Annotated in this window: 14 protein-coding genes; 4 read left to right on the top strand and 10 right to left on the bottom strand. The window is 49.5% G+C overall.

The features are described 5' to 3' along the window. Window position 1 precedes the first annotated feature (1 nt). Window positions 2-814 (bottom strand): peroxiredoxin-like family protein, encoded by an 813-nt coding sequence (locus tag QGP82_RS05105; protein WP_499057448.1) that lies wholly within the window; start codon window positions 812-814, stop codon window positions 2-4. 317 nt (window positions 815-1,131) lie between these two features. On the opposite strand from QGP82_RS05105, the gene QGP82_RS05100 reads away from it, so the two are divergent. Beyond that, window positions 1,132-4,782: a PAS domain S-box protein gene (locus tag QGP82_RS05100; RefSeq protein ID WP_499057445.1), complete on the top strand. Its 3,651-nt coding sequence runs from the start codon at window positions 1,132-1,134 to the stop codon at window positions 4,780-4,782. A gap of 13 nt (window positions 4,783-4,795) precedes the next feature. On the opposite strand, the gene QGP82_RS05095 is transcribed toward QGP82_RS05100, so the two are convergent. The 4 genes from QGP82_RS05095 to QGP82_RS05080 all read right to left on the bottom strand — a co-directional run bounded on the left by QGP82_RS05095 (window position 4,796) and on the right by QGP82_RS05080 (window position 9,405). Then, the gene (locus QGP82_RS05095; protein ID WP_163671444.1) at window positions 4,796-5,737 is read right to left on the bottom strand and encodes an aldo/keto reductase; all 942 of its coding nucleotides are present in this window, start codon (window positions 5,735-5,737) and stop codon (window positions 4,796-4,798) included. Window positions 5,738-5,873: 136 nt separating this feature from the next. After that, window positions 5,874-6,830: an RNA polymerase sigma factor, RpoD/SigA family gene (locus QGP82_RS05090; RefSeq protein WP_163671443.1), complete on the bottom strand. Its 957-nt coding sequence runs from the start codon at window positions 6,828-6,830 to the stop codon at window positions 5,874-5,876. A gap of 849 nt (window positions 6,831-7,679) precedes the next feature. After that, window positions 7,680-8,465 (bottom strand): ABC transporter ATP-binding protein, encoded by a 786-nt coding sequence (locus tag QGP82_RS05085; protein ID WP_163671442.1) that lies wholly within the window; start codon window positions 8,463-8,465, stop codon window positions 7,680-7,682. 70 nt (window positions 8,466-8,535) lie between these two features. Continuing rightward, entirely contained in the window at window positions 8,536-9,405 is an 870-nt protein-coding gene (locus tag QGP82_RS05080; RefSeq protein WP_490794857.1) for an ABC transporter permease, read from the bottom strand. A gap of 90 nt (window positions 9,406-9,495) precedes the next feature. On the opposite strand from QGP82_RS05080, the gene QGP82_RS05075 reads away from it, so the two are divergent. Next, window positions 9,496-9,807 carry a hypothetical protein gene (locus tag QGP82_RS05075; RefSeq protein ID WP_499057443.1) on the top strand — a complete coding sequence of 104 codons (312 nt, stop codon included), beginning with the start codon at window positions 9,496-9,498 and terminating at the stop codon, window positions 9,805-9,807. Here the strand turns inward: QGP82_RS05075 and QGP82_RS05070 are convergent. Beyond that, window positions 9,776-10,795: an ABC transporter substrate-binding protein gene (locus QGP82_RS05070; protein ID WP_163671440.1), complete on the bottom strand. Its 1,020-nt coding sequence runs from the start codon at window positions 10,793-10,795 to the stop codon at window positions 9,776-9,778. The two genes, QGP82_RS05075 and QGP82_RS05070, sit on opposite strands and share 32 nt — an antisense overlap. A gap of 121 nt (window positions 10,796-10,916) precedes the next feature. Then, complete coding sequence (metG, locus tag QGP82_RS05065; protein ID WP_499057441.1) at window positions 10,917-12,593, bottom strand: methionine--tRNA ligase; 1,677 nt, start codon at window positions 12,591-12,593, stop codon at window positions 10,917-10,919. Window positions 12,594-12,841: 248 nt separating this feature from the next. On the opposite strand from metG, the gene QGP82_RS05060 reads away from it, so the two are divergent. Continuing rightward, window positions 12,842-14,149, top strand: coding sequence for a hypothetical protein (locus tag QGP82_RS05060; protein WP_499057439.1), 1,308 nt, complete (start codon window positions 12,842-12,844; stop codon window positions 14,147-14,149). Between the two features lie 130 nt (window positions 14,150-14,279). On the opposite strand, the gene QGP82_RS05055 is transcribed toward QGP82_RS05060, so the two are convergent. Next, window positions 14,280-18,359 carry an NB-ARC domain-containing protein gene (locus QGP82_RS05055; protein ID WP_499057437.1) on the bottom strand — a complete coding sequence of 1,360 codons (4,080 nt, stop codon included), beginning with the start codon at window positions 18,357-18,359 and terminating at the stop codon, window positions 14,280-14,282. Between the two features lie 201 nt (window positions 18,360-18,560). Here QGP82_RS05055 and blaOXA point away from each other — a divergent pair, with 201 nt between their 5' ends. After that, complete coding sequence (blaOXA, locus tag QGP82_RS05050) at window positions 18,561-19,409, top strand: class D beta-lactamase (protein ID WP_499057436.1); 849 nt, start codon at window positions 18,561-18,563, stop codon at window positions 19,407-19,409. A 59-nt stretch (window positions 19,410-19,468) separates the two neighbouring features. On the opposite strand, the gene QGP82_RS05045 is transcribed toward blaOXA, so the two are convergent. Together QGP82_RS05045 and QGP82_RS05040 are read right to left on the bottom strand one after the other, a co-directional pair. Next, window positions 19,469-19,888, bottom strand: a complete 420-nt coding sequence (locus tag QGP82_RS05045) for a nuclear transport factor 2 family protein (protein ID WP_499057434.1) — start codon at window positions 19,886-19,888, stop codon at window positions 19,469-19,471. A 119-nt stretch (window positions 19,889-20,007) separates the two neighbouring features. Next, entirely contained in the window at window positions 20,008-20,406 is a 399-nt protein-coding gene (locus QGP82_RS05040; protein ID WP_499057433.1) for a hypothetical protein, read from the bottom strand.

Below are 20,406 nucleotides of genomic sequence, written 5' to 3'. Positions count from 1 at the left end.
CCTACACTGGTGTCGGAAAATTTACGTCCTCTAGAAACGAAAGCGGGTTGCCCATGTTGGTGGCAAAGCCGAGGATATTGCGATCGCAATGTTGATAAATTACCCCACCATCAGCAATTACGTAGGTTGCTCCCCGCTGGGTAATGTGGCTCACATCCGGCACATAGGTAGTCCATTTACCCAGCACCTCTGCCATATTTCGTAACCGCAGGGTAGCCAACTCAAAAGGCCGCTGAAACCCTTTACCGCCAGCCCGTTTAAAAAACTCTCCTTTGATGGGTGGCAGGGGTGTTGCTTGCACCACGTCATCGTCTGCAATCAGCTGGGGGGCGTTGCGATCGCCCAGATAGCCACGAAATACTTCCGATAAGGTGCCAGGGCTGCCAATCCCAGCGCACATCAGCAATAGGTTCAGCCAAGCATTCTGGCGCTGATTAAAGCCGGGCACCGATAATGTTAGCCCTGGGTAAAGGCCTAACTCTTGGTGAAGCGTACCGTCTGGGTCTAGCAGTAGAGACTCTTCGGGGAAACCAGTGTAGGCACAGAATGCCTTGCCTGAGTTGCGATCGCCAATGCCCACCGCCCGGACCACCACTCCTTTTTGGATCAGCTGCTCAGCGCCGCGCCGCAGCCACCAGGCATACTCCAAACTATCAAAGTCGCCCAGCTGGGGCCATACCAACACCAACTGCTTGGTAGCATTTATTAACAATGCAGTGTCTGCACCATCACTGACCCGTTGTCGTCGAGTCTGATGTAAAACCTCATAAACAGCTGCTGGAGTTTTATTGTTTGTAAATGTATCTACAGCCATTGTAATAATTGCTCCAACATCGCTGATCGGTAACGCAACCCATTGAAAAGGAACTCAATACCTGGCTTATAGATTCGGAAACTGAATAAGCGCAGTTTGCCGTTGATGACTTAGAGTATGAATCGATCAACCTCATAAGTTACTAACTTATGACTTGAAAGATAAAACCATACGGAGAAAGATAAAACCATACGGAGAATTAGCAACAACGACGAGTTGAAGTTCAAACTCAATTTTACAATAGGGAAAAATTTATCAGGTGTTACATTTGCCTATTCGCTAACAAGCAAAACGCCCTGCTCCCATTCAAAACACTGATGGATAAAGATCTGGAAACTTATCAGCAACGAATGGCTGAGCTAGAAGCAGCTAACCAAACCCTTCGAGCTCAACTAGCTGCAGAGCACCAGGCACATCAGCACACCACCCAGGAGCTTCAGCAAGTGCGCCATGAGCTGCAAAGTTTGCAGACACAGCCATCGGCACAGGCGCTATATTGGGTCCTGGATAACCTGCCAGCCGCCGCTTTCTGGAAGGATCACAATTCTGTTTATCTTGGTTGTAATCAGCAGTTTAGTAAGGCGGCAGGTTTAGCATCTCCCGCCGAGATTGTTGGCAAAACTGATTTTGATCTGCCCTGGAAGCGGGAAGAAGCTGAATGGTTTCGAGCCTGCGATCGCCAGGTCATGGAGTCAAATACACCTGAGTTGAACCTTATCGAACCTCAACGGCAGGCAGATGGCAATCAATACTGGCTGGAAACCAATAAAATTCCACTGCATGATTCCCAGGGTGTCGTTGTTGGCATTTTAGGAACCTATATGGAAATTACAGCCCGAATTGAGGCTGAAAACCAGCTAAAACAGCTCAATGAAGCATTGGAACAACGGGTTGATGAACGCACCCAGGAGCTCCAAAGTAGTGAAGCCCGCTTGCAAAAGTTGGCGGCCAACCTACCGGGGCTGATTTTTCAATTTCGGCTGGAGGCGGATGGCACCCGGTCATTTCCCTATGTGTCTGAGGGCTGCCGTGATATCCATGAGCTGGAACCGGACGATTTTGTGCGGTGTTTTGATTTAGTGCACAGTTGCGATCGCGATGCCCTAGAACAGGCACTTCAGGTGTCGGCCCTAACGCTTTCTGGTTTTCACCACGAGCATCGGATCATGACTCCCAGTGGCAAACTTAAGTGGGTACAAACCATCGCCCGTCCTGAACAGATGGCAGATGACTCGATTTTGTGGGATGGATTGATCATTGAGGTTAGCGATCGCAAGCGAGCCGAAAAAGAACAACAGCGGCTACTATCCATTCTCGAAGCCACCCCTGATATTGTGGGCATTTGTGACGCCCAGGGTAACCACCTCTACCTGAATCAGGCTGGCCAAACAGCCTTAGAAATTGCCGCCGAGGACCTTGGGCAGGTCAAAATTCAGGCCTGTCATCCGCCAGAAATCCTGGAAAAGATCGAAACTGAAGCGCTGCCAACCGCAATCCAAACGGGCATGTGGCAAGGAGAATCGTATCTACGTAGTCAGAGTGGACAAGACTTTCCTGTCTCCCAGGTTATCCTGGCCCATCGCGATGAGGATGGCAACCTGGAGTTTTTATCTTCAGTCATGCGAGACATCAGCGATTTAAAGCAGGCTGAAGAACGAATACGTCAGAAAGAAGCTCAATATCGTCAAATTTTTGAAACTGTTATCGATGGCCTCGCCATTGTCAATTTGGAAACAGGAGAAATGTTAGAGGCTAATCCGGCCTACTATCAAATGCATGGCTATGTCGATCAAGCATCTATCCCCTCACACCCTGGAGCCTATATCCATCCAGATTCCCAACCTATCTACCAAGAATTCCTGACCACCGTACAAGCAGGCCATACCTTTAGCGGCCAGACAACCAATATTCATCGAGATGGAAGTTTAATTGGGCTTGAGATTAAAGGCCTTCCCTATAATTATCAAGGACAACCCCATGCCCTATGTGTCCTGCGGGACATTAGTCAGCGAGTCAAACTGGAAGCCGAACGACAACATCAGGAACAGGCCCTGCGTTGGATTGTAGAGGGAACCGCCACCCAGACAGGTGAAGCCTTCTTCAAAACCTGCGTTAAACATTTAGCGTTAGCCCTCAATATGCAATATGCCTTAATTGCTGAGCTAATTGAGGATGGAGATCAACAAATTGGTAAAACCTTAGCTTTCTGGAATGGTTCAGATTTTGGCGAGAACTTCCAATACAACCTGGCGGGCACCCCTTGCTATAACGTTGCCCACAACCATGCAATCTGTTGCCACGATCACTCGATTAAAGAACAATTTCCTGAAGACAATGTCCTCGTCACCCTCAATGCGGAGAGTTATGTTGGCATTCCAGTCTTAAACCCTGGTGGCAAGTTCTTGGGATACATTTCTGTCATCAATACCGAGCCCATGGAACAAGATGTGGAGCTACAGGTATTTATTTTAGAGATTTTTGCGGCCCGAGTTGGAGCAGAGATGGAACGGATGCAGTTCGAGCAAGCATTACTGGCCTCCACTGAGCAAATTCAACAACAGGCCCAACGAGAACAGCTACTGAACCAGATTGCCAACCAGATTCGTATATCCCTCAATCTTGATAATATTCTGGACACAGCAGTTCAAGAGATCCAACGGTTTCTTGAGGTAGATCGGTGTCATTTTGCATGGTATATCGAGGCTAATCATAACAATGATGGTTACTGGCACATTACGTCTGAAGTACAGGTAGCGGGACTGTCCAGCTTTATTGGCAAACATGCTGCCAGCAGTTTTGGTGCCCTCACAGACAGATTGTTGCAACAGGAAATTTTACAGTTAGATGACGTCTCCACCGTAGACGATGATGAGGTGAAAGCGGTCTTAACGACCTTAGGCAACAAGTCTATGTTAGTGCTGCCTGTGTACGCAGAATCTGGAAAGTTTGGCGTTATTTCCTGTATCCACAGCCAAGCTGTGCGCCCCTGGCAGGATCACGAGGTAGACCTGCTTAAGTCAGTGGTAGCTCAACTCAAAATTGCCCTAAACCAGGCAGATTTACTGGCCCAAAGTCGTGCCCGTGCCGAGGAACTAGAGACGATCCTGACTCAGCTCCAAAAAACCCAGTCTCAATTGGTGCAAAGTGAAAAAATGTCCAGCCTTGGGCAGATGGTGGCTGGCGTCGCCCATGAGATTAATAACCCGGTTAGCTTTATCTATGGCAACCTCACCCATGCCAAGAGCTATACTCAAGCTTTAGTCACACTGATCGAAAGCTATCAGCAGCATTATCCCAACATCCCCCCTAAGATTGTAAACATCATTGATGAAATCGAACTGGATTTTCTCAAAGATGACTTGCCTAAATTATTTCAATCCATGGAAGTGGGTACTGAACGCATCCGCGAAATTATTAAATCTCTGCGCTTATTTTCCCGGCTGGATGAGGCAGAAATTAAGCAAGTGGATTTACACGACGGCATCGATAGTACACTGACTATTTTGCAAACCCGCCTGCGGGCGCAGAGCTGGCGGCCCGAAATTCAAGTCATAAAAGAGTATGACGATTTGCCGCAGATCGAATGCTATGCCGGGCAGCTCAATCAGGTGTTTATGAACCTGTTGAGCAATGCGGTAGACGCCCTGGAAGAACTGGATCAAACACGCACCTGGCAACAGATGGAAAATGAGCCGAGCATCATTCGGATTCAGACCCAATTACTGGGGCAGTTGAAGCATCCAGCGGTTGCGATCGCAATCACCGATAACGGCCCAGGCATCCGCAAAAATGCCATCGAACACCTGTTCAATCCCTTCTTCACCACTAAGCCAGTGGGCAAAGGCACGGGTCTGGGTCTCTCCATCAGCTATCAAATTATTACCGAAACCCATGGCGGTACGATCACCTACAACACTGAAACGGGCCAGGGAACGACATTTACGATTACATTGCCCATCAGGCAGTAAGTAACGCAAAACGCTACAACCAGGGTGTAGTCACCGCCCTAATCTTTTCCTGCTCTTCTGGCATCATCGACCACCCCAATGCCCCAGCATTTTGTTCTGCCTGTTGAGCATTCTTGGCCCCTGGAATTGGCACCACATCCCCCTGGCCCATGAGCCAATTAAGAGCAACCTGGGCAGGGGTTTTATCATGGCACTGACCCACTTCCTTCAAAACAGAAATCACCGGCTCAATTTTACGCAAACCGTTCTGATTAAATCGTGGGTCAATTCGCCGTGCTCCAGTGGGTGGCTGATAGGTCTCCACGGTATACTTGCCAGTCACCAGCCCCTGGGCTAAAGGACTGTAGGCCAAAATTGTCATGCCGAGTTCCTTGGCCGCACTAAGCACACCATTGGACTCAATCTTGCGGTGCAAAAGAGAATATTGCACCTGGTTCACGGCCAGAGGAATGCCGCGCTCGGCTAGATAACTATGGGCCTGATGCATCTGGCTGGCAGAATAATTACTCACCCCAATGGACTGAATGCGTCCTTGTTTAACTTCGTCCGCCAGAGCATTCATAAGAGTTTTTTGACCCATCAAAAAGTCAAAGGGCCAATGGACTTGATAGAGAGCCACCATGGGCAGTTGTAGTCGCTTCAAACTAGCCGTCAACGCATCGGCCACCGCCTGAGTATTAAACCGCCAGGGCAATGGAAAGTACTTGGTTGCTACGACCACGGGAGTCGCTGTCCCCTGGATAAACTGGCCCAACAGCTCCTCTGACTTACCCAAGCCATACACTTCCGCCGTATCAAAGAAGCTCACTCCTGCGGCCAGGGATGCATCAAATGCTTGCTGCACATCACTGGCACCATAGTCTTTGCCATACTGCCAAAATAAAGAATCTCCCCAGGACCAGGTGCCCACTCCTAAGGGGGCAATGTCAGGACCATTGGGAACAAGTTTCACCATTTGATATTTACCGCTTGAAACAACGTTGCCACTTTACCCATTCTCATCTCCATCCTGAGCAAAAACAAAGGATGCGTTGTTGGCGCATCCTCCGATAAATCTTTGATGTACAGACGTTGCGTGCAACGTCTCCACTTTAGCTAGCCAAATACTCACGCATATCAGCCTGACGCTTCCGCAAACGCGTCAGCGCTTCCCGCTCAATTTGACGTACGCGCTCGCGGCTAATGCTCAACATCTCACCAATCTTGGCCAACGTCATATTCTTACCATCATCCAAGCCAAAGCGCAGATTCAGAACACGCTGTTGCTGAGGGGTTAATTCTGACATTAGGCGATCTAGATCTTTACGCAATAACGACTGAGTCGCATAGTCCTCAGGAGACTGACCAGGGTCTTCAAGCAAATCACCAAGATTAGTATCTTGATTATCGCCAATGCGCAAATCCAGCGATAGCGGAGAACGAGACTTTTCTAAATAATCCCTGACCTGCTTTGGGGTCAGCTTAACTTCTTCAGCTAGCTCAGCCACCGTAGCCGCCCGACCTAGCTTCTGAGACAGCTGACGCTGGGCTTTTTTAATCTTATTTAGCTTCTCAGTAATGTGAATTGGTAAGCGAATTGTGCGGCTTTTCTCAGCAATTGCACGGGTAATGGCCTGACGAATCCACCAATAGGCATAGGTAGAAAAACGGTATCCCTTGAGCGGGTCAAATTTTTCCACACCGCGCTGCATACCAATGGTGCCTTCCTGAATTAAATCCAGTAGGTCCACATTGCGCTTGATATACTTTTTAGCAACGGACACCACTAAGCGGAGATTTGCTTCCACCATACGGCGCTTCGCAAGGTCACCAGCATCAATGGACTGAGTCAGCTCATCCACTGATATACCGGCAGCCTCAGCCCATTCCAACTTGCTGGGCTCACGCTCCAAGCTTGCCTCAAGCTCAGTCCTGTAGGCCTGCAGAGCAACAAAGCGCTGAACCTGTTTTCCATAAACAACTTCTTGCTCATGGGTTAACAGTGGCACTCGCCCAATTTCCTTAAGATATGTGCGAACTAAATCGCTGGATGTTTGAGCAGCTTTCATAAATACGAGAAGTCACGGACTACAGAGAGAAATCAAAGTGCCCTTTCAATAAGAGCAATGGCAGACATAATTCACAAATGCGACGCAAACAAAGACGTATGGGTAACGAAAATATCTGAGAACTTTTGAAACATCAGTCGTATCGATCCGCAGGATGTTTCGCAGCGATAAAAACGCTTACAGATATAGATAAAACTACATAGACTACAGTGATAACAACTTAGATTGTTACATTAGGGGTAAAACCATACGTGCTGTTCAACTGAAGTAGTGATGCTGCTTTGTAGTAAGCCTAGGTTAGCATAATTTAAGTAATGTAACTTTTATTAGAAATATTTTTTTATTCCTTTGTTGTAATTTCGACTCTTGGCTGTCAAGTCTTGCTTAGGTGAATCCTAAGATAATTGATCTATATGGGCTAGGCTGCATCAATCGTGACAAAAGCGGCATTAAGTCATTGATCATTTTCTAAGGAATTTCAATGGAATTTGAGGCAGCGCATCAGCCCTATAGACATCCGTTAGATGATTTTGAGCCAACCTATCAGGAAATTAGTCAGCAATGTGTGTTAAGGGCGTTTTAGCTTATGGGCGTTCTGTCGACTGTTTCAATGAGGTTTGAATTTTTAGTTTTGAATAATTGATATAGATAAGGTCAAGGTTAGCTGGTCTTGAAATATGGAGCCTCCGCAAGAATAGGGTTAATACCCACGGTTTGTGTCTCCTGGGATCAGGTGTTTTTCAGGAATGAGTACTCTGTGGTGTAAGTTTGCTCACTATTAGATGTGGATGGGTGGATGGGTGAGCGGGGGGGATGGGTGAGTGGGTGAAGGCAATAGCTGTTAATGCTTTAGCTTAGCAATAGGCTATCGTCGCTGAGGCCATCACTGGCAAAGCGGTTTAGCAAGTCGTTAACTGATAGGTGGGCTTTCTCAGAGGCACTGGCATCATAGACAACGCGGCCTTCGTGCAACATCAGCAGACGATTGCCTACGGTCAGGGCCTGGCGCATGCTATGGGTCACCATCAGAGTGGTGAGGTTATGTTCAGTGACCAGTTGCTCGGTCAGCTTCATGATGAAGTGGGCTGTTTTGGGATCGAGGGCGGCGGTGTGTTCATCCAGCAACAGGATAGTGGCTGGGGCCAGGGTGGCCATGACCAAACTCAGGGCCTGACGTTGGCCGCCAGAAAGGAGGCCGATGCGATCGCAAAGTCGATTTTCCAATCCCAGGTCTAAACTCGCCAGCCGCGCCCGAAACTGGTCTCGCAGACGATTGTTTAGCGCCGGTCGCATGCCCCGCAGCTTTCCCCGCCGAAAGGCCAATACTAGATTCTCTTCGATGGTTAGCTCAGCACAGGAGCCAGCCAGGGGATTCTGGAATACCCGTGATACTAGTGTGGCTCGACGCGCTGTGGACCAAGCTGTCACGTCGTCGGTACCCACGGCAATGCGTCCGCGATCGCAGCTAATGTCGCCACTAATAATATTTAGCAGGGTGGATTTCCCCGCTCCATTACTGCCAATAACCGTAATAAATTCCCCAGCGGCAATATCCAAGTTAATCCCCAACAGTGCCGGTTTCGCCAGGGGAGTACCAGGGTTAAAGGTGACGTGGATATCGTTCAGGGAAATCATGGGGCAGGGGGAAGAGGGAAGAGGGAAGAGGGCAGGGGAGAAGAGGGAAGGGGGTGGCTCACTAGAAAATCTAGCGCTTAAACCTGGCTAACAGATTGGCCTGAGGCAATACCAGGGCCAACACGACAATGATGGCCGTCACCAGGTTAAGGTCCTGGGCTCGTAAACCGAGGAAATCTGCATTGAGCGCCATGGCAATCACCAGGCGATAAATCAGACAGCCTAAGATAACCGCCAGCGTTGCCCAGCGTACGGTACGGCTAGGAAAAATTGCCTCACCTAAAATTACTGTGGCCAGGCCGACCACGACCGTACCCACGCCCAGGGCTACATCCGCAAAGCCATTCACCTGGGCAAACAGGGCACCGGACAGGGCCGCTAACGCATTACTCATGGCCATTCCCAATAAGATCAGCCGGTTGGTATAAATGCCCTGGGCACTGGCCATAATCGGGTTCATGCCAGTGGCCCGCATTGCCAGGCCAATATCTGAGGTCAAGAAAAAGTCGATGGCCAATTTGGTTAACCCTAAACCAATGAGCAAAATTGCCCAGATGGGTAGCACTGTTTCCAGCCCATCAAACAGTGTGGGCTGGTTTAGCAAGGGCACATTGGGTCGCCCCATAACGCGCAGATTAATGGAATACAGCGCAATCATGGTGAGAATACTGGCCAGGAGATTAAGGATGTTGAACCGTACGCTCAGAATGGCGGTGCATAAACCAGCCAAAGCCCCAGCCACCATGGCCACTGCTGTCGCGACCCACGGGTTTACTCCCTGGGTAATCAGGGTGGCCACTACGGCAGCTCCCAAAGGAAAACTACCGTCCACCGTCAGGTCTGGAAACTTAAGCACCCGAAAGGAGAGGTATACGCCCAGGCTGAGAAAGCCATAGAGTAACCCCGTTTCAATAGCTCCAAGGAATGCGACAAGGGACATGGAAAGACAATCGGTATAACGTAGATGGGCTGGGGCGTAACATTTTGAGCCCCTAGGATAGACTAGATTATCGGAGGATATCGTAGTCCCATGGCCTACAGTGACTTTACACTACGTAAAGTAAAAACTGATTTTGCGCTCAAGTTAGTTGAGACGAGTTCATGTTTGCGAGGATTTCCGCCGGTACAGCCCAGTGATTACCTGCATCAGACACTGGAGCGCAATCTATCAATGGCCATTGCTGTCGGTACAGAAAAGGCCAGGTCTGAACTGTTGATTAGCCCTATTTTTGTTGGGAATTTTGAAGGATATACGGAGCGTGTAGGGCCATTGTGCCGGGGTACACCATGGTGTACCCCGGCACAATGCGTTATTCAAATACCTGGTTGGCGCTGTCTTTGATGGCGTCAGAGACGGTGACACCCATGGCTTCTGCAGCGGCTAGATTTATGGCTAAATCTATGGTGTTGGCCAGCTCGACAGGGATATCGCCAGGACTCTCGCCCCCCAGAATGCGGGCAACCATATCACCGGTTTGGCGACCAACTTCGTAGTAGTCAAAGCTGGCAGTTGCGATCGCCCCCCGCTCCACCGAGTCTGTATCGCCAGCAAACACCGGCAGCTGGTTATCATTGCCCACCTGAATCACCGATTCCAACGCCGACACCACCGTATTGTCAGTGGGAATATAAATCGCATCCACCTTACCCACCAGGCTTTCTGCTGCGGTCGCCACATCGGCAGAGCTCGATACCGTTGCTGCTTCAACCGTGAACCCCTGCTCATCTGCTTCTGTGTTTAGCACATTCACCAGGCTGACAGAGTTGGATTCTCCCGCGTTATAAATCACACCCACGCTTTTTGCACCGGGCACCATATCGGCAATCAGTGCTAAATGTTCATCAACCGGGGACAAGTCGCTGACGCCAGTTACCGTACCACCGGATGCTTCTAGACTGGGCACCAATTCCGCTGCGACGGGATCGGTTACGGCTGAAAAGACCACGGGAATAGTATCGGTGTTACCCACAACCGCCTGGGCTGAGGGGGTGGCAATGGCCACAATCACATTGGGACTATCGCCTACAAATTTCTGGGCAATCTGGGCTGCATTAGATGCCTGACCCTGGGCACTTTCCCACGCCCACTTAAGAGAACTATCAGCTTCGTCGTAGCCTTCTTCTTTGAGTTTGTCCTGCAGACCATCCCGCACCGCATCAAGGGCCGGGTGTTCCACAATTTGGGTAACAGCGACATAGGGGACATCAGCCGTGGCAACCGGATCGCCGTATTCGTTTTGTTGAACGGTGATGGTGCCGCAGCCGAGCAGTGTCGCTGAAAGCAAGCCAGGGGCGATTAGGGTTTTGGTTAAAAAGCGGGTGCTTGTCATGGTTAATCTGGTCTTTTAAGGAAAAGAATTTTTAAGGATATCCTCCCATTACCAAGGGGAGGTGCCGTAGGCGGAGGGGTCTGCTCTCCCAGGCGGGGATGGATGGTGTGGGGCCTTGTCCCTACTCTCCACCGTATTGGGCCTTAAGCTCAGCTACGCGATCATCATCGAGCTTTTGAAACAGGGGTGCAGGCACATCAAATGGACGGCCAGCGGCCAGAATGGTCAGGTCCACCGCATCGGCCATGGTGCTATGGCGCTCGTCGTCGGTGAGCTGGAGGGCATCGTACAGGGCCTCGGCGGTGTGGGGAATGAAGGGGGCACTTGCGATCGCATACAGCCGAATCAAATTAATACAGGTGCGAATCACCACAGCAGCGTCTGCTTTATCGGTCTTAAACAGCGCCCAGGGTGCACGCACATCAATATATTGATTACCCGCTGTCCATAGGGCATTTAAGGTTTCGGTAGCACGGCGGAATTCTTGCTTACGCAGATGGCCCCGCAGTTTTTCCACCAGCCCACCACAGGTCTTTTGCAGCTCAGCTTCCGCTTCGCCAGGGGTGCCACCGTCAGGCAATTCTTTACTAAATCGAGACGCCGTGAACTTGAGAATGCGGTTGACAAAGTTGCCCAGGTTATCCGCCAGTTCTTTATTGACACGATTCTGAAACTGCTCCCAAGTAAACGCAGAATCAGACGACTCGGGGGCACTGGCCATCAGCATATAGCGCCAGTAATCAGCCGGGGCAATCTCCAGGGCCTGGTCTAAAAAGACACCACGCTTTGAACTGGTGGAAAATTTGCCACCATAATAATTGAGCCAGTTAAAGCCTTTGATATAGTCCGCCAGCTTCCAAGGCTCACGGCTACCAAGGATAGTTGCGGGCCACATAATGGTGTGGAACGGCAGGTTGTCCTTAGCCATAAACTGGGTGTAGTGGATATCATCGCCACCCTTCCACCAGCTTTCCCAATCGTTGCCGGTGGCATTACCCCAGGCTTTTGTGGCCGATACGTAGCCGATGGGGGCATCAAACCACACATAAAAGACTTTGCCTTCAAAGCCGTCAGCGGGTACGGGCACACCCCAGCTGAGGTCGCGGGTGATGCCTCGACTCTGTAGACCTTCATTAAGCCACTTGAGGGCAATAGATTTAGTTAGCGTGGGCCACTGTTCTTGCTTTTCGACCCAGGCACGCACTTCGTCACTAAGTTTATCCAGCAGCAAAAATAGATGCTTAGAGCTGCGGACTTCCAGGTTAGTGCTACCAGAAATGGTGGAGCGGGGGTCAATCAGTTCAGTCGGCGTCAGCACCTTGGTGCAGTTTTCGCACTGATCGCCTCGGGCTTTATCATAGCCGCAGTGGGGGCAGGTACCGGTAACATAGCGATCGGGTAGAAAGCGTTCGTCGTCTAGGGAGTAAATCTGGCTGATTTCCCGTTCTTCAATAAAGCCGTGTTCGGCCAGCTGACGATAGAAGTGCTGGGTGAGCTCATGATTCTCTGGGGCGGAGGTACGGCCAAAGTAGTCAAAAGATAGGCCAAAGCGTTCGTAGATGTCTTTTTGCTTTTCGTACTGGCGGGTGCAAAATTCGGCTACGTCTAGCTCTGCTTCCAGGGCGGCAATTTCGGCTGGGGTGCCATGTTCATCGGTGGCACATATATATAGGACGTCTTCGCCTTCTTGACGTAGAAACCGAGCATACACATCGGCGGGCAGCATCGATCCCACCAGGTTGCCCAAGTGCTTAATTCCATTGATATAGGGAAGTGCGCTGGTGATCAGGTATCGCATTCTAGGTTTGCTTTATCGTAAGCCGGTGTGCCCTATACACCCTAGCGGTTTAATCGCTTTGGCTCAATAGTAGCGAGCCTTTTTAAGACCGGCCAATCCAGATCTCCCTCTAATGACGATTTCTCAGAAAATTGCGCATGGGTAATGAAAAGTACCCGTCAGGGGCATGACGAAGCTTTATGGCGAATTTCATACTGAAATTATTAATCACTCCATGACAACACCCGCTATATGAGGCAGGAATAACCATGTCAGACAATATTTTTCAAGAAATCTGGGATGCGGACCAGGGTGGAAATGGGGTGCCTGCCCTCAGACCTGGTGAAGCCAGGGATGAAACTCAGGGGTATGTAGTTGTGGATGAACGCGCCACTGAGGTTGATGCTGAGCACCGGGTGCTCAAGGAAGTGGTTATCCCTGCCGATAAGTTGGAAACCTATCAGCTGTGTGAGCGAATTTTTGATAACTATGCCCTTGAGCGCGCCGTCCGTGAACAGGTTAGCCCAGCCGAAACCCAGGAAGAACTGGACTTTATTGATGCGATTCTGCCAACGCCACCGATTAAAAAGGCGCAACAGTTTTTAGAATCTTCTCTGGATTTAACCATTTCTCAAAGCTTGATGGCAGCAATGATCAAAGAGACCTGGTTTGACATGGGCATCGCTGGTGGGCAACAAGATGCATCAGGCTTTGAGCATGTTTTTGTGGGGGAACAATCCAGTAAAGCGAGTCAAGCTGGCGGGTATCATTTTTGGTATAAGTACCACCTAGATGATGCTGGCCAGAGCGTTATACCCGGCAATGATGGTCAAGATAGAATCCAGTATTTGGGTACTCGATATGAAAAAGCCAAGGAACCTGAAAAGGGAGTGCTGGTTCCTGAGGTTGTTACCTTAGAGTTAACGTGGCATGCTCCACTAGGTGATGGCAGTCACAATACTAAGCGTTTGCATAAACCCATTGGCGGCTTTTTTGTTGGCTGTAGCCCTGAGGGGTTAATTGCCCTAGGCTTGGTCAGGTGTCGTACCCAGAGTAATAAAATCACCCGGATCAATGGGGCTGAGTATCAGCTTGACTTGCACCGTCTGGACAATAACCGTAATGCCATCCGCACCTTTTTCCCTCGGTTTCGCCGCGCCGATGTGATTGATATTGGCAATGGCAATGGTGATGACAAGGAAAAAGACAAGGATAAGGATAAAGATCAACCACCTGGCAACACAGAGTCTAGTCCTTTCAGGGTTGTTGCTGCTATGGTCAATCCCCAGAATCCAGAAGGTGGCAGAGAATTTATCCAGATTATTAATGCGTCTCAACAGACGGCTTCGTTACTGGGTTGGCAAGTTGTAGCACCTAATGGCACTCGCTTTGAGTTGGCGGATATTGAGGTGGCACCGGGGGATGTGTTTAAGTTTATTGTCCCGACAAACCAGGGTGTATTACGTAATAGGGCTGGCACAATCCGACTACGCAGTCCAGAAGGGAATATGGCATTAGATTATCCCTATTCTGGCGATCAGGCGCGGGAAGAAAATCAGCCGATTCTGTTTGGATAAGGGGACTGCACAAAAATAAAGACCCAGGTTGGGGCTGTGGATGGGTGATGGGGTAATGGGGTGATTATTTAAGCGCAAGCGTCTAAGCGGTTAAATAGCTATAGAAGGGTTCTGTGTGACACTGTGGGATTCAGGGCCATTGTTGGCAAACGTCGCGGATGGCTTGCAAAATGTCAAAAAATGCTTGCTCGTTGCCGAGGCGAATGATTGTCGGTTTACTTTTTGGCAATGCGTCAAAGAGCTTTTCACGATTTTGATAGGCCAAAATGTTTAGGACATTAACCCAATCGGTAAAAGGAATGGATAGCTGTTCTAAGTTGGGCAAAAACGCCTGTAAAGCAATAGAACAATAGTATTTATCTTTGATGGCCCAGACGATCTCGAGGGCTTTGGGCCGAAGGTTTTCAGGCAGGTGCTGAGCCATCCCACGCAGGGCACGCGAGCGCAAAAATTCATCTTTGATCTGTCGCGTAATCGCCAGGGCTTCCGGCCAGAATACCTCCGGCAGATGCTTGGCCATCCCACTCAGGGCAAACGAGCACGATGATTCAGCTTTGATTTGTCGCGTAATCGCCAGGACTTCCGGCCAGAGCTCCGGCAGATGCTTGGCCATCCCACTCAGGGCATTCGAGCGCAAAAATTCATCTTTGATCTGTCGCGTAATCGCCAGGACTTCCGGCCAGAATACCTCCGGCAGATGCTTGGCCATCCCACTTAGGGCAAACGAGCACGATGATTCATCTTTGATCTGTCGCGTAATCGCCAGGGCTTCTGGCCAGAGCTCCGGCAGATGCTTGGCCATCGCAATCAGGGCACTCAAGCGCAAAGATTCATCTTTGATCTGTCGCGTAATCTCCGGGATTTCCGGCCAGAATACCTCCGGCAGATACTGGACCATCTCAATCAGGGCACGCGAGCGCAAAGATTCATCTTTGATCTGTCGCGTAATCTCTAGGGCTTCCGGCCAGAGCTCTGGCAGATACTGGGCCATCTCAATCAAGGCATTCGAGCACGATGATTCAGCTTTGATCTGTCGCGTAATCGCCAGGGCTTCTGGCCAGAGCTCCGGCAGATGCTGGGCCATCTCAATCAGGACATTCGAGCGTGATGATTCAGCTTTGATCTGTCGCGTAATCTCCAGAGCTTCCGACCAGAATGCTTCCGGCAGATACTGGGCCATCTCAATCAGGGCAAGCGAGCGCGATGATTCAGCTTTGATCTGTCGCGTAATCTCCAGGGTTTCTGGCCAGAGTTCAGGCAGATATTGGGCCATCTTAATCAGGGCAAGCGAGCGCGATGATTTATCTTTGATCTGTCGCATAATCTCCAGGGCTTCTGACCAGAGTTCAGGCAGATGCTGGGCCATCTTAATCAGGGCATTTGAGCGCGATGATTCATCCTTGATCTGTCGCGTAATCGCCAGAGCTTCTGACCAGAATGCTTCTGGCAGATACTGGGCCATCTCAGTCAGGGCAAGCGAGCGCGATGATTCATCTTTGATCTGTCGGGTTGTCTCCAATACGGTTGACCAGGGTATTACTTGCCGCTGAGCCAGTTCAGTCCACACCATTACACGATCAGAAGGATCGCTAATTTGATGGGTAATATCGATGACCTCAGAAAAATAGATGGAGGGTAACTGAGCAACAATTCGGCCCAGTGCCAAGCCTTTATAAGAGAAACCCTCGGTTTGGTCTCGATGACTTCCATAGCGATCGTGAATCTGTCGAATCTCTGTAAGTACATCAGGCCAAACGCTCGGAAACTGTTCCGCCAGCTTACTTAAAGCATAAGAACGATAAGCAGCATCGTTAATTTGTCCGACAGTTTTTAACACCTCGGGCAACAGCGCTTCAGGCATATAAGGCACAATCGCCGAAATACATGCTGCCCTATGCCATGGGTCCTGGGCCTGCTGTGCATAGGCCAACCCCTGAGCCGCCTGCCAAAATCCGTGTTTCACTAATCCCCCCACCATCTCGGCTGGCACATTGCTCGCCAAACTATTCAACGATCCACGAATTAACGCATAGCGATACAGCAAGGCAACAGAGTTACCAGGAGATTTCTCATAAGCCTCCACTGCTAGCTGCCACGCCCGCCCCAAATCATTTACAAACCCCGCTGGTTTACCAATGGCATCACAGGCTGCGTACCAGCCATTACGTCCTTCTTTATTGCTTACCTGCAACAGCTTATGAATCTCTTCGGTTTGTTCCGCCTGCTCCATATGCCAGGTGAGATGGGCATAAATATAGCCATCATCTTTTAGCGTATACCACTCACCATTCTCCGCTTTCTCTCGATACTGCTCCAGCAATTTCCCATGGGCCTCAGATTTTGTTAATCCCAATCCTGGCAATTCTCCGTCGCGTTCCGGCCCTTGCGGACTCCTCAACAACCGCTGTGCCAAATCATGCATCAGGTCATGCATTCGATAGCTGGGCGTATCATCGGCTAGCTGTGCCCCCTGTAACAACAGCGCTTTGCTCCGAAACGTGCGTAAGATAGCTCTAGCCTGTCTAGAGGTAACCTGCCATAGCGTTTCTGCCATCTCCTGGGTGAGGTTCACATCCTCTGGCACCACCCCCAACCAAGCAAACTGTTGCAGCTGCTCTGGCGACAGTTGTTTCAAACTCAGGTTAAAACAAGCCAGCAGACTATACTTCTTTCGCTTCGCATCATCAGGTATCTCTGCTTGACCATAGATATCCAACGTCTCTAAGCGAGCAACTTCATCCTGTAAGTCTTCTAATAATTCTGACCAAGTCACCCCTTCTTCAATTTGAGACGCGGCTAACTCTAACGCCAGGGGTAAATATCCCACCCGCTCAGCAAAGGCAAATGCCTGCTGCCGATGCGCATCGCTCAAAGTCCCCGATAACTTCTGGGTCATTAGCTCCAGAGCCTGATTTGCGCTCATCACATCCAGGTCATATCGCTGGGCATCTGAGATTCTGGCCTCCCGCGTGGTCACTAAAACACAACAGCCACCACCACCCACCCGAAACGGATCTAAATGCGCAGGATTCCAAACATCATCCACCACGAGCAAAATATGCTTGTCGTACAGCAGTGTGCGTAAATGATTGGATGCGGATTCAATCGCAGTCGGTTTATAGTCATGGTCCCCCAAAGCCTGAATCCAGCCGCTTAGCAAGGGCAAGATATCTGGATTTTGACCCAGCGTTGCCCATAAAATGCCATCCGAAAACCGACACTGAATCTCTTTGTCATGGGCTAACTTTGAGGCTAACACTGACTTGCCAATACCCCCTAGACCATAGATAGCGCTAACCACTAATGTGCCAACCTTAGTCTCCTCACACAGCAGCTGTTGTTTTACCTCCTTTTGATGCTCTGGACGCTCAACAAAGTGATCCGGTAACGGGGGCATTTGCAATGGCATTCTAGGCAAACTAGATTGCCTGACAGCCGGTTGCGATTCTGATGATGGCACCCTATCCGGCAACATGTCTGGCGGAAACTGCACAATGGATAGAGATCGTCCTGTCCCAAACCGCACAGGTTCTTGACGACCACCTTTGAGCGTTTGCCGCACCTCATCAAATAAACGGTCGCTACTGATTTTGCCATTAACATCTGCATTTTCTGGCACTAACGCCTTGAGGATGGCTCCTGTAAACAGACTGTGGTCATCATTCTTTTTTGCCAATGCCGCCTCAAAGCCTCGACAAGCCGTAATTAAATAATGGTCTTGCTTGGCTCCAAATGTAGAAAAGCTTTGCTTCACCAGAGTACGCTCAATAAAATCGCCACTGTGGCAGGTGTCGATCAGCATTACCAAATTACTCAGATTGGCTGCTTGGATCAGTTTATTGAGGCTATCGAAAGAAATCGCTTTCTTCTGATCAGTGACCTGGCCATCACTATCGACGGTGACGTCGCAATCGGAGGTGGTTAAACAGCCTTCGGTATTACCTAAGGTGTCGACCACACTAATGCCGTGGCCTGTAAAATAAATGATGGCTTCACTGTTAGCAGCCTGTTGGGTTAAAAAAGTGCGCAGTGCTTTCCCCAACTGCTGCGTGGTGACGTTTCCCTTTAAGACGGTCGGCTCTTTGTCGCATTGCCCGTATTTCTGTAGTATTGTGGCAATCGATGCAGCATCTTCAGCTGGTTTACTCAAGTTTGCCAGATGTTTACTTTTATACTCAGAAATGCCAATAACCAATGCGTAACGAGCCATAGAGTCTAGACTTTTCCAGGGACAATGCACTAATAGCGCTAAGTTTTCCCTAACATAACCGATGTCAAAGCTACAACCCAGGCCATGTTACATGTAGAACGGCTGAGGTATGTTTCCGGTTAAGTTAAATGACCTTTGTCATGGAGGCGTTCCGGTAAATGGTCTAGTATGCAACAGCCCCTTTTAAGGCTAGACACATTTATGAAGCATATTTCTCACATTTCTCATTGGCTCGGCTGTTTAACCCTAGGTAGTTGCCTGATAGCCCTCCCCTCATTTGCTGCCACACCTTCCCCACCAACATCGACCATTGCCCAGGCTCGGCGCGAATTTGTGCAACCTGACTTTCAACAACATTTCGAGGACCTGGACATAGAAGGGTCAATTATTATTTATAATCAAAATCAGGATGTGGCATTTGAGTATAATCGCGATCGCAACACCACCCCTTTCTTACCAGCCTCCACCTTCAAAATCCTCAATTCTCTGATTTCATTAGAGACTGGTGTTATCGCCAACGATCTGGCAATTCTCACCTGGGATGGAGTAGAAAGAAGCTATTCCACATGGAACCGTGACCTGAACTTAAGAACAGCGTTTCAGATATCAGCCGTATGGTTTTATCAGGTGCTCGCCCGCCGGGTTGGCCATGAACGCATGCAACAGTGGGTGACCGACGTTAACTATGGCAATCAAACCATCGGCAGTGCAGAAGAGATTGACACGTTTTGGCTCACGGGCGATATCCGGATCACACCTCAACAACAGATTCAGTTTTTGCGTCGTCTGTACAACAACGACCTGCCATTCTCAGAAAGAACAGTGGCCATGGTCAAAGACATTATGATTGTTGAGCAAACGCCAGACTATACCATTCGTGCCAAAACAGGCTGGGCCCTGGCAGAAGAACTCGGCTGGTATGTCGGCTATGTGGAGCAAAACAACAACGTATATTTCTTTGCCACCAATATCGATATGCTTGATGGGGTAGATCCTAGCCTGAGGGCAGAAGTCACACGACGTTGCCTGGCCATGCTCAACTTATTATAGGCGTATCGTCGGGGCGCACATTGCTGCGCCCCGGAACAATTGCTTATACTTTCGACAATTTATGCCGCAGTCGCTATAGGTGGCTCGGGTGCATGAATCGTATGGATCGCTGGAATATCCCACGCTTCCGCAATGTAGCCATTGACAATTCGCCAAACAACAACGGCATCTAGCTTGATGGACTGACCGTCCAGAGTCATGGTGTCTTGCACATGGGTCACCACTAACTCATCGCCAATGGGAATAATGGCAACGGGCTCTACGTGAAACGTTCCCCCCGTCATCACAGCCAGCTTTTCAAAGAAGGCTTGCAACCCCTCTACCCCAAGATAATCACCCTGCATGTCAGGCAGCTGAGAATTGAAAAAATGCCAGACAAATTCTTTTGAGAACAGACCTGATGCACCAGCAATGTTGCTATTGTCTAAATACTCGTCTAAGCGTTTTAAAAGAGTTACATTTGCATGTTCCTTAGCCATGGTTCTGACTCCTGAAGGGGACTTTTGTGCAGAATGCTCATACCCTAGCGAATCAAATAAGGACCACCCAGAGTCCATGGTCATATATTTCCATGACTTTTGTCATTGTTATTGGCCAATCAATCGAGGATGTACTGCCATAGGAGAAAAAATAAAGCGCCATACCAAGAAACAGAAAAGACTACAAGCCATACTCCACAGAGACCCACAGCCTTGAGAAAGACAGAAAGTGGGTTGCGATTTATCCAACTCAGGCCACTTCGATGGCCACGCCAGTGAGACCAGGTTAATAACGATATATTAGTGGCCAGGGCAATGGCTAAAATCCTTATTGTTGTGATCCAATATCGCTCAGGATTCAGCCAGCTAACTCTGGCACCAGCATTAGTCACCTGAGGTACAAAGCTGGGATCGCGTAGAGGAGATACCTGATACGCTACCAAAGCAAAGCCCACTGTAAATAACAGCAACACATTCAAACTGACGATTAACCCATGGTCAATGCGTTGTCCATGCAT

Origin of the sequence: Leptothoe sp. LEGE 181152 (genome assembly GCF_032906605.1) — a bacterium.
GTDB classification, from domain to species: domain Bacteria; phylum Cyanobacteriota; class Cyanobacteriia; order Phormidesmidales; family Phormidesmidaceae; genus Leptothoe; species Leptothoe turfae.
Note: the sequence above shows the minus strand (reverse complement) of the source record. Positions and strands in the feature narration are given on the sequence as shown.

What these genes read in the sequence shown, in the direction of transcription:
- QGP82_RS05105 (WP_499057448.1), bottom strand. Translation starts at nt 814, where the DNA reads ATGGCTGTAGATACATTTACAAACAATAAAACTCCAGCAGCTGTTTAT.
- QGP82_RS05055 (WP_499057437.1), bottom strand. Translation starts at nt 18,359, where the DNA reads ATGGCTCGTTACGCATTGGTTATTGGCATTTCTGAGTATAAAAGTAAA.
- QGP82_RS05100 (WP_499057445.1), top strand. Translation starts at nt 1,132, where the DNA reads ATGGATAAAGATCTGGAAACTTATCAGCAACGAATGGCTGAGCTAGAA.
- QGP82_RS05080 (WP_490794857.1), bottom strand. Translation starts at nt 9,405, where the DNA reads ATGTCCCTTGTCGCATTCCTTGGAGCTATTGAAACGGGGTTACTCTAT.
- blaOXA (WP_499057436.1), top strand. Translation starts at nt 18,561, where the DNA reads ATGAAGCATATTTCTCACATTTCTCATTGGCTCGGCTGTTTAACCCTA.
- QGP82_RS05070 (WP_163671440.1), bottom strand. Translation starts at nt 10,795, where the DNA reads ATGACAAGCACCCGCTTTTTAACCAAAACCCTAATCGCCCCTGGCTTG.
- QGP82_RS05045 (WP_499057434.1), bottom strand. Translation starts at nt 19,888, where the DNA reads ATGGCTAAGGAACATGCAAATGTAACTCTTTTAAAACGCTTAGACGAG.
- QGP82_RS05040 (WP_499057433.1), bottom strand. Translation starts at nt 20,406, where the DNA reads ATGCATGGACAACGCATTGACCATGGGTTAATCGTCAGTTTGAATGTG.
- metG (WP_499057441.1), bottom strand. Translation starts at nt 12,593, where the DNA reads ATGCGATACCTGATCACCAGCGCACTTCCCTATATCAATGGAATTAAG.
- QGP82_RS05090 (WP_163671443.1), bottom strand. Translation starts at nt 6,830, where the DNA reads ATGAAAGCTGCTCAAACATCCAGCGATTTAGTTCGCACATATCTTAAG.
- QGP82_RS05085 (WP_163671442.1), bottom strand. Translation starts at nt 8,465, where the DNA reads ATGATTTCCCTGAACGATATCCACGTCACCTTTAACCCTGGTACTCCC.
- QGP82_RS05060 (WP_499057439.1), top strand. Translation starts at nt 12,842, where the DNA reads ATGTCAGACAATATTTTTCAAGAAATCTGGGATGCGGACCAGGGTGGA.
- QGP82_RS05075 (WP_499057443.1), top strand. Translation starts at nt 9,496, where the DNA reads ATGGCCTACAGTGACTTTACACTACGTAAAGTAAAAACTGATTTTGCG.
- QGP82_RS05095 (WP_163671444.1), bottom strand. Translation starts at nt 5,737, where the DNA reads ATGGTGAAACTTGTTCCCAATGGTCCTGACATTGCCCCCTTAGGAGTG.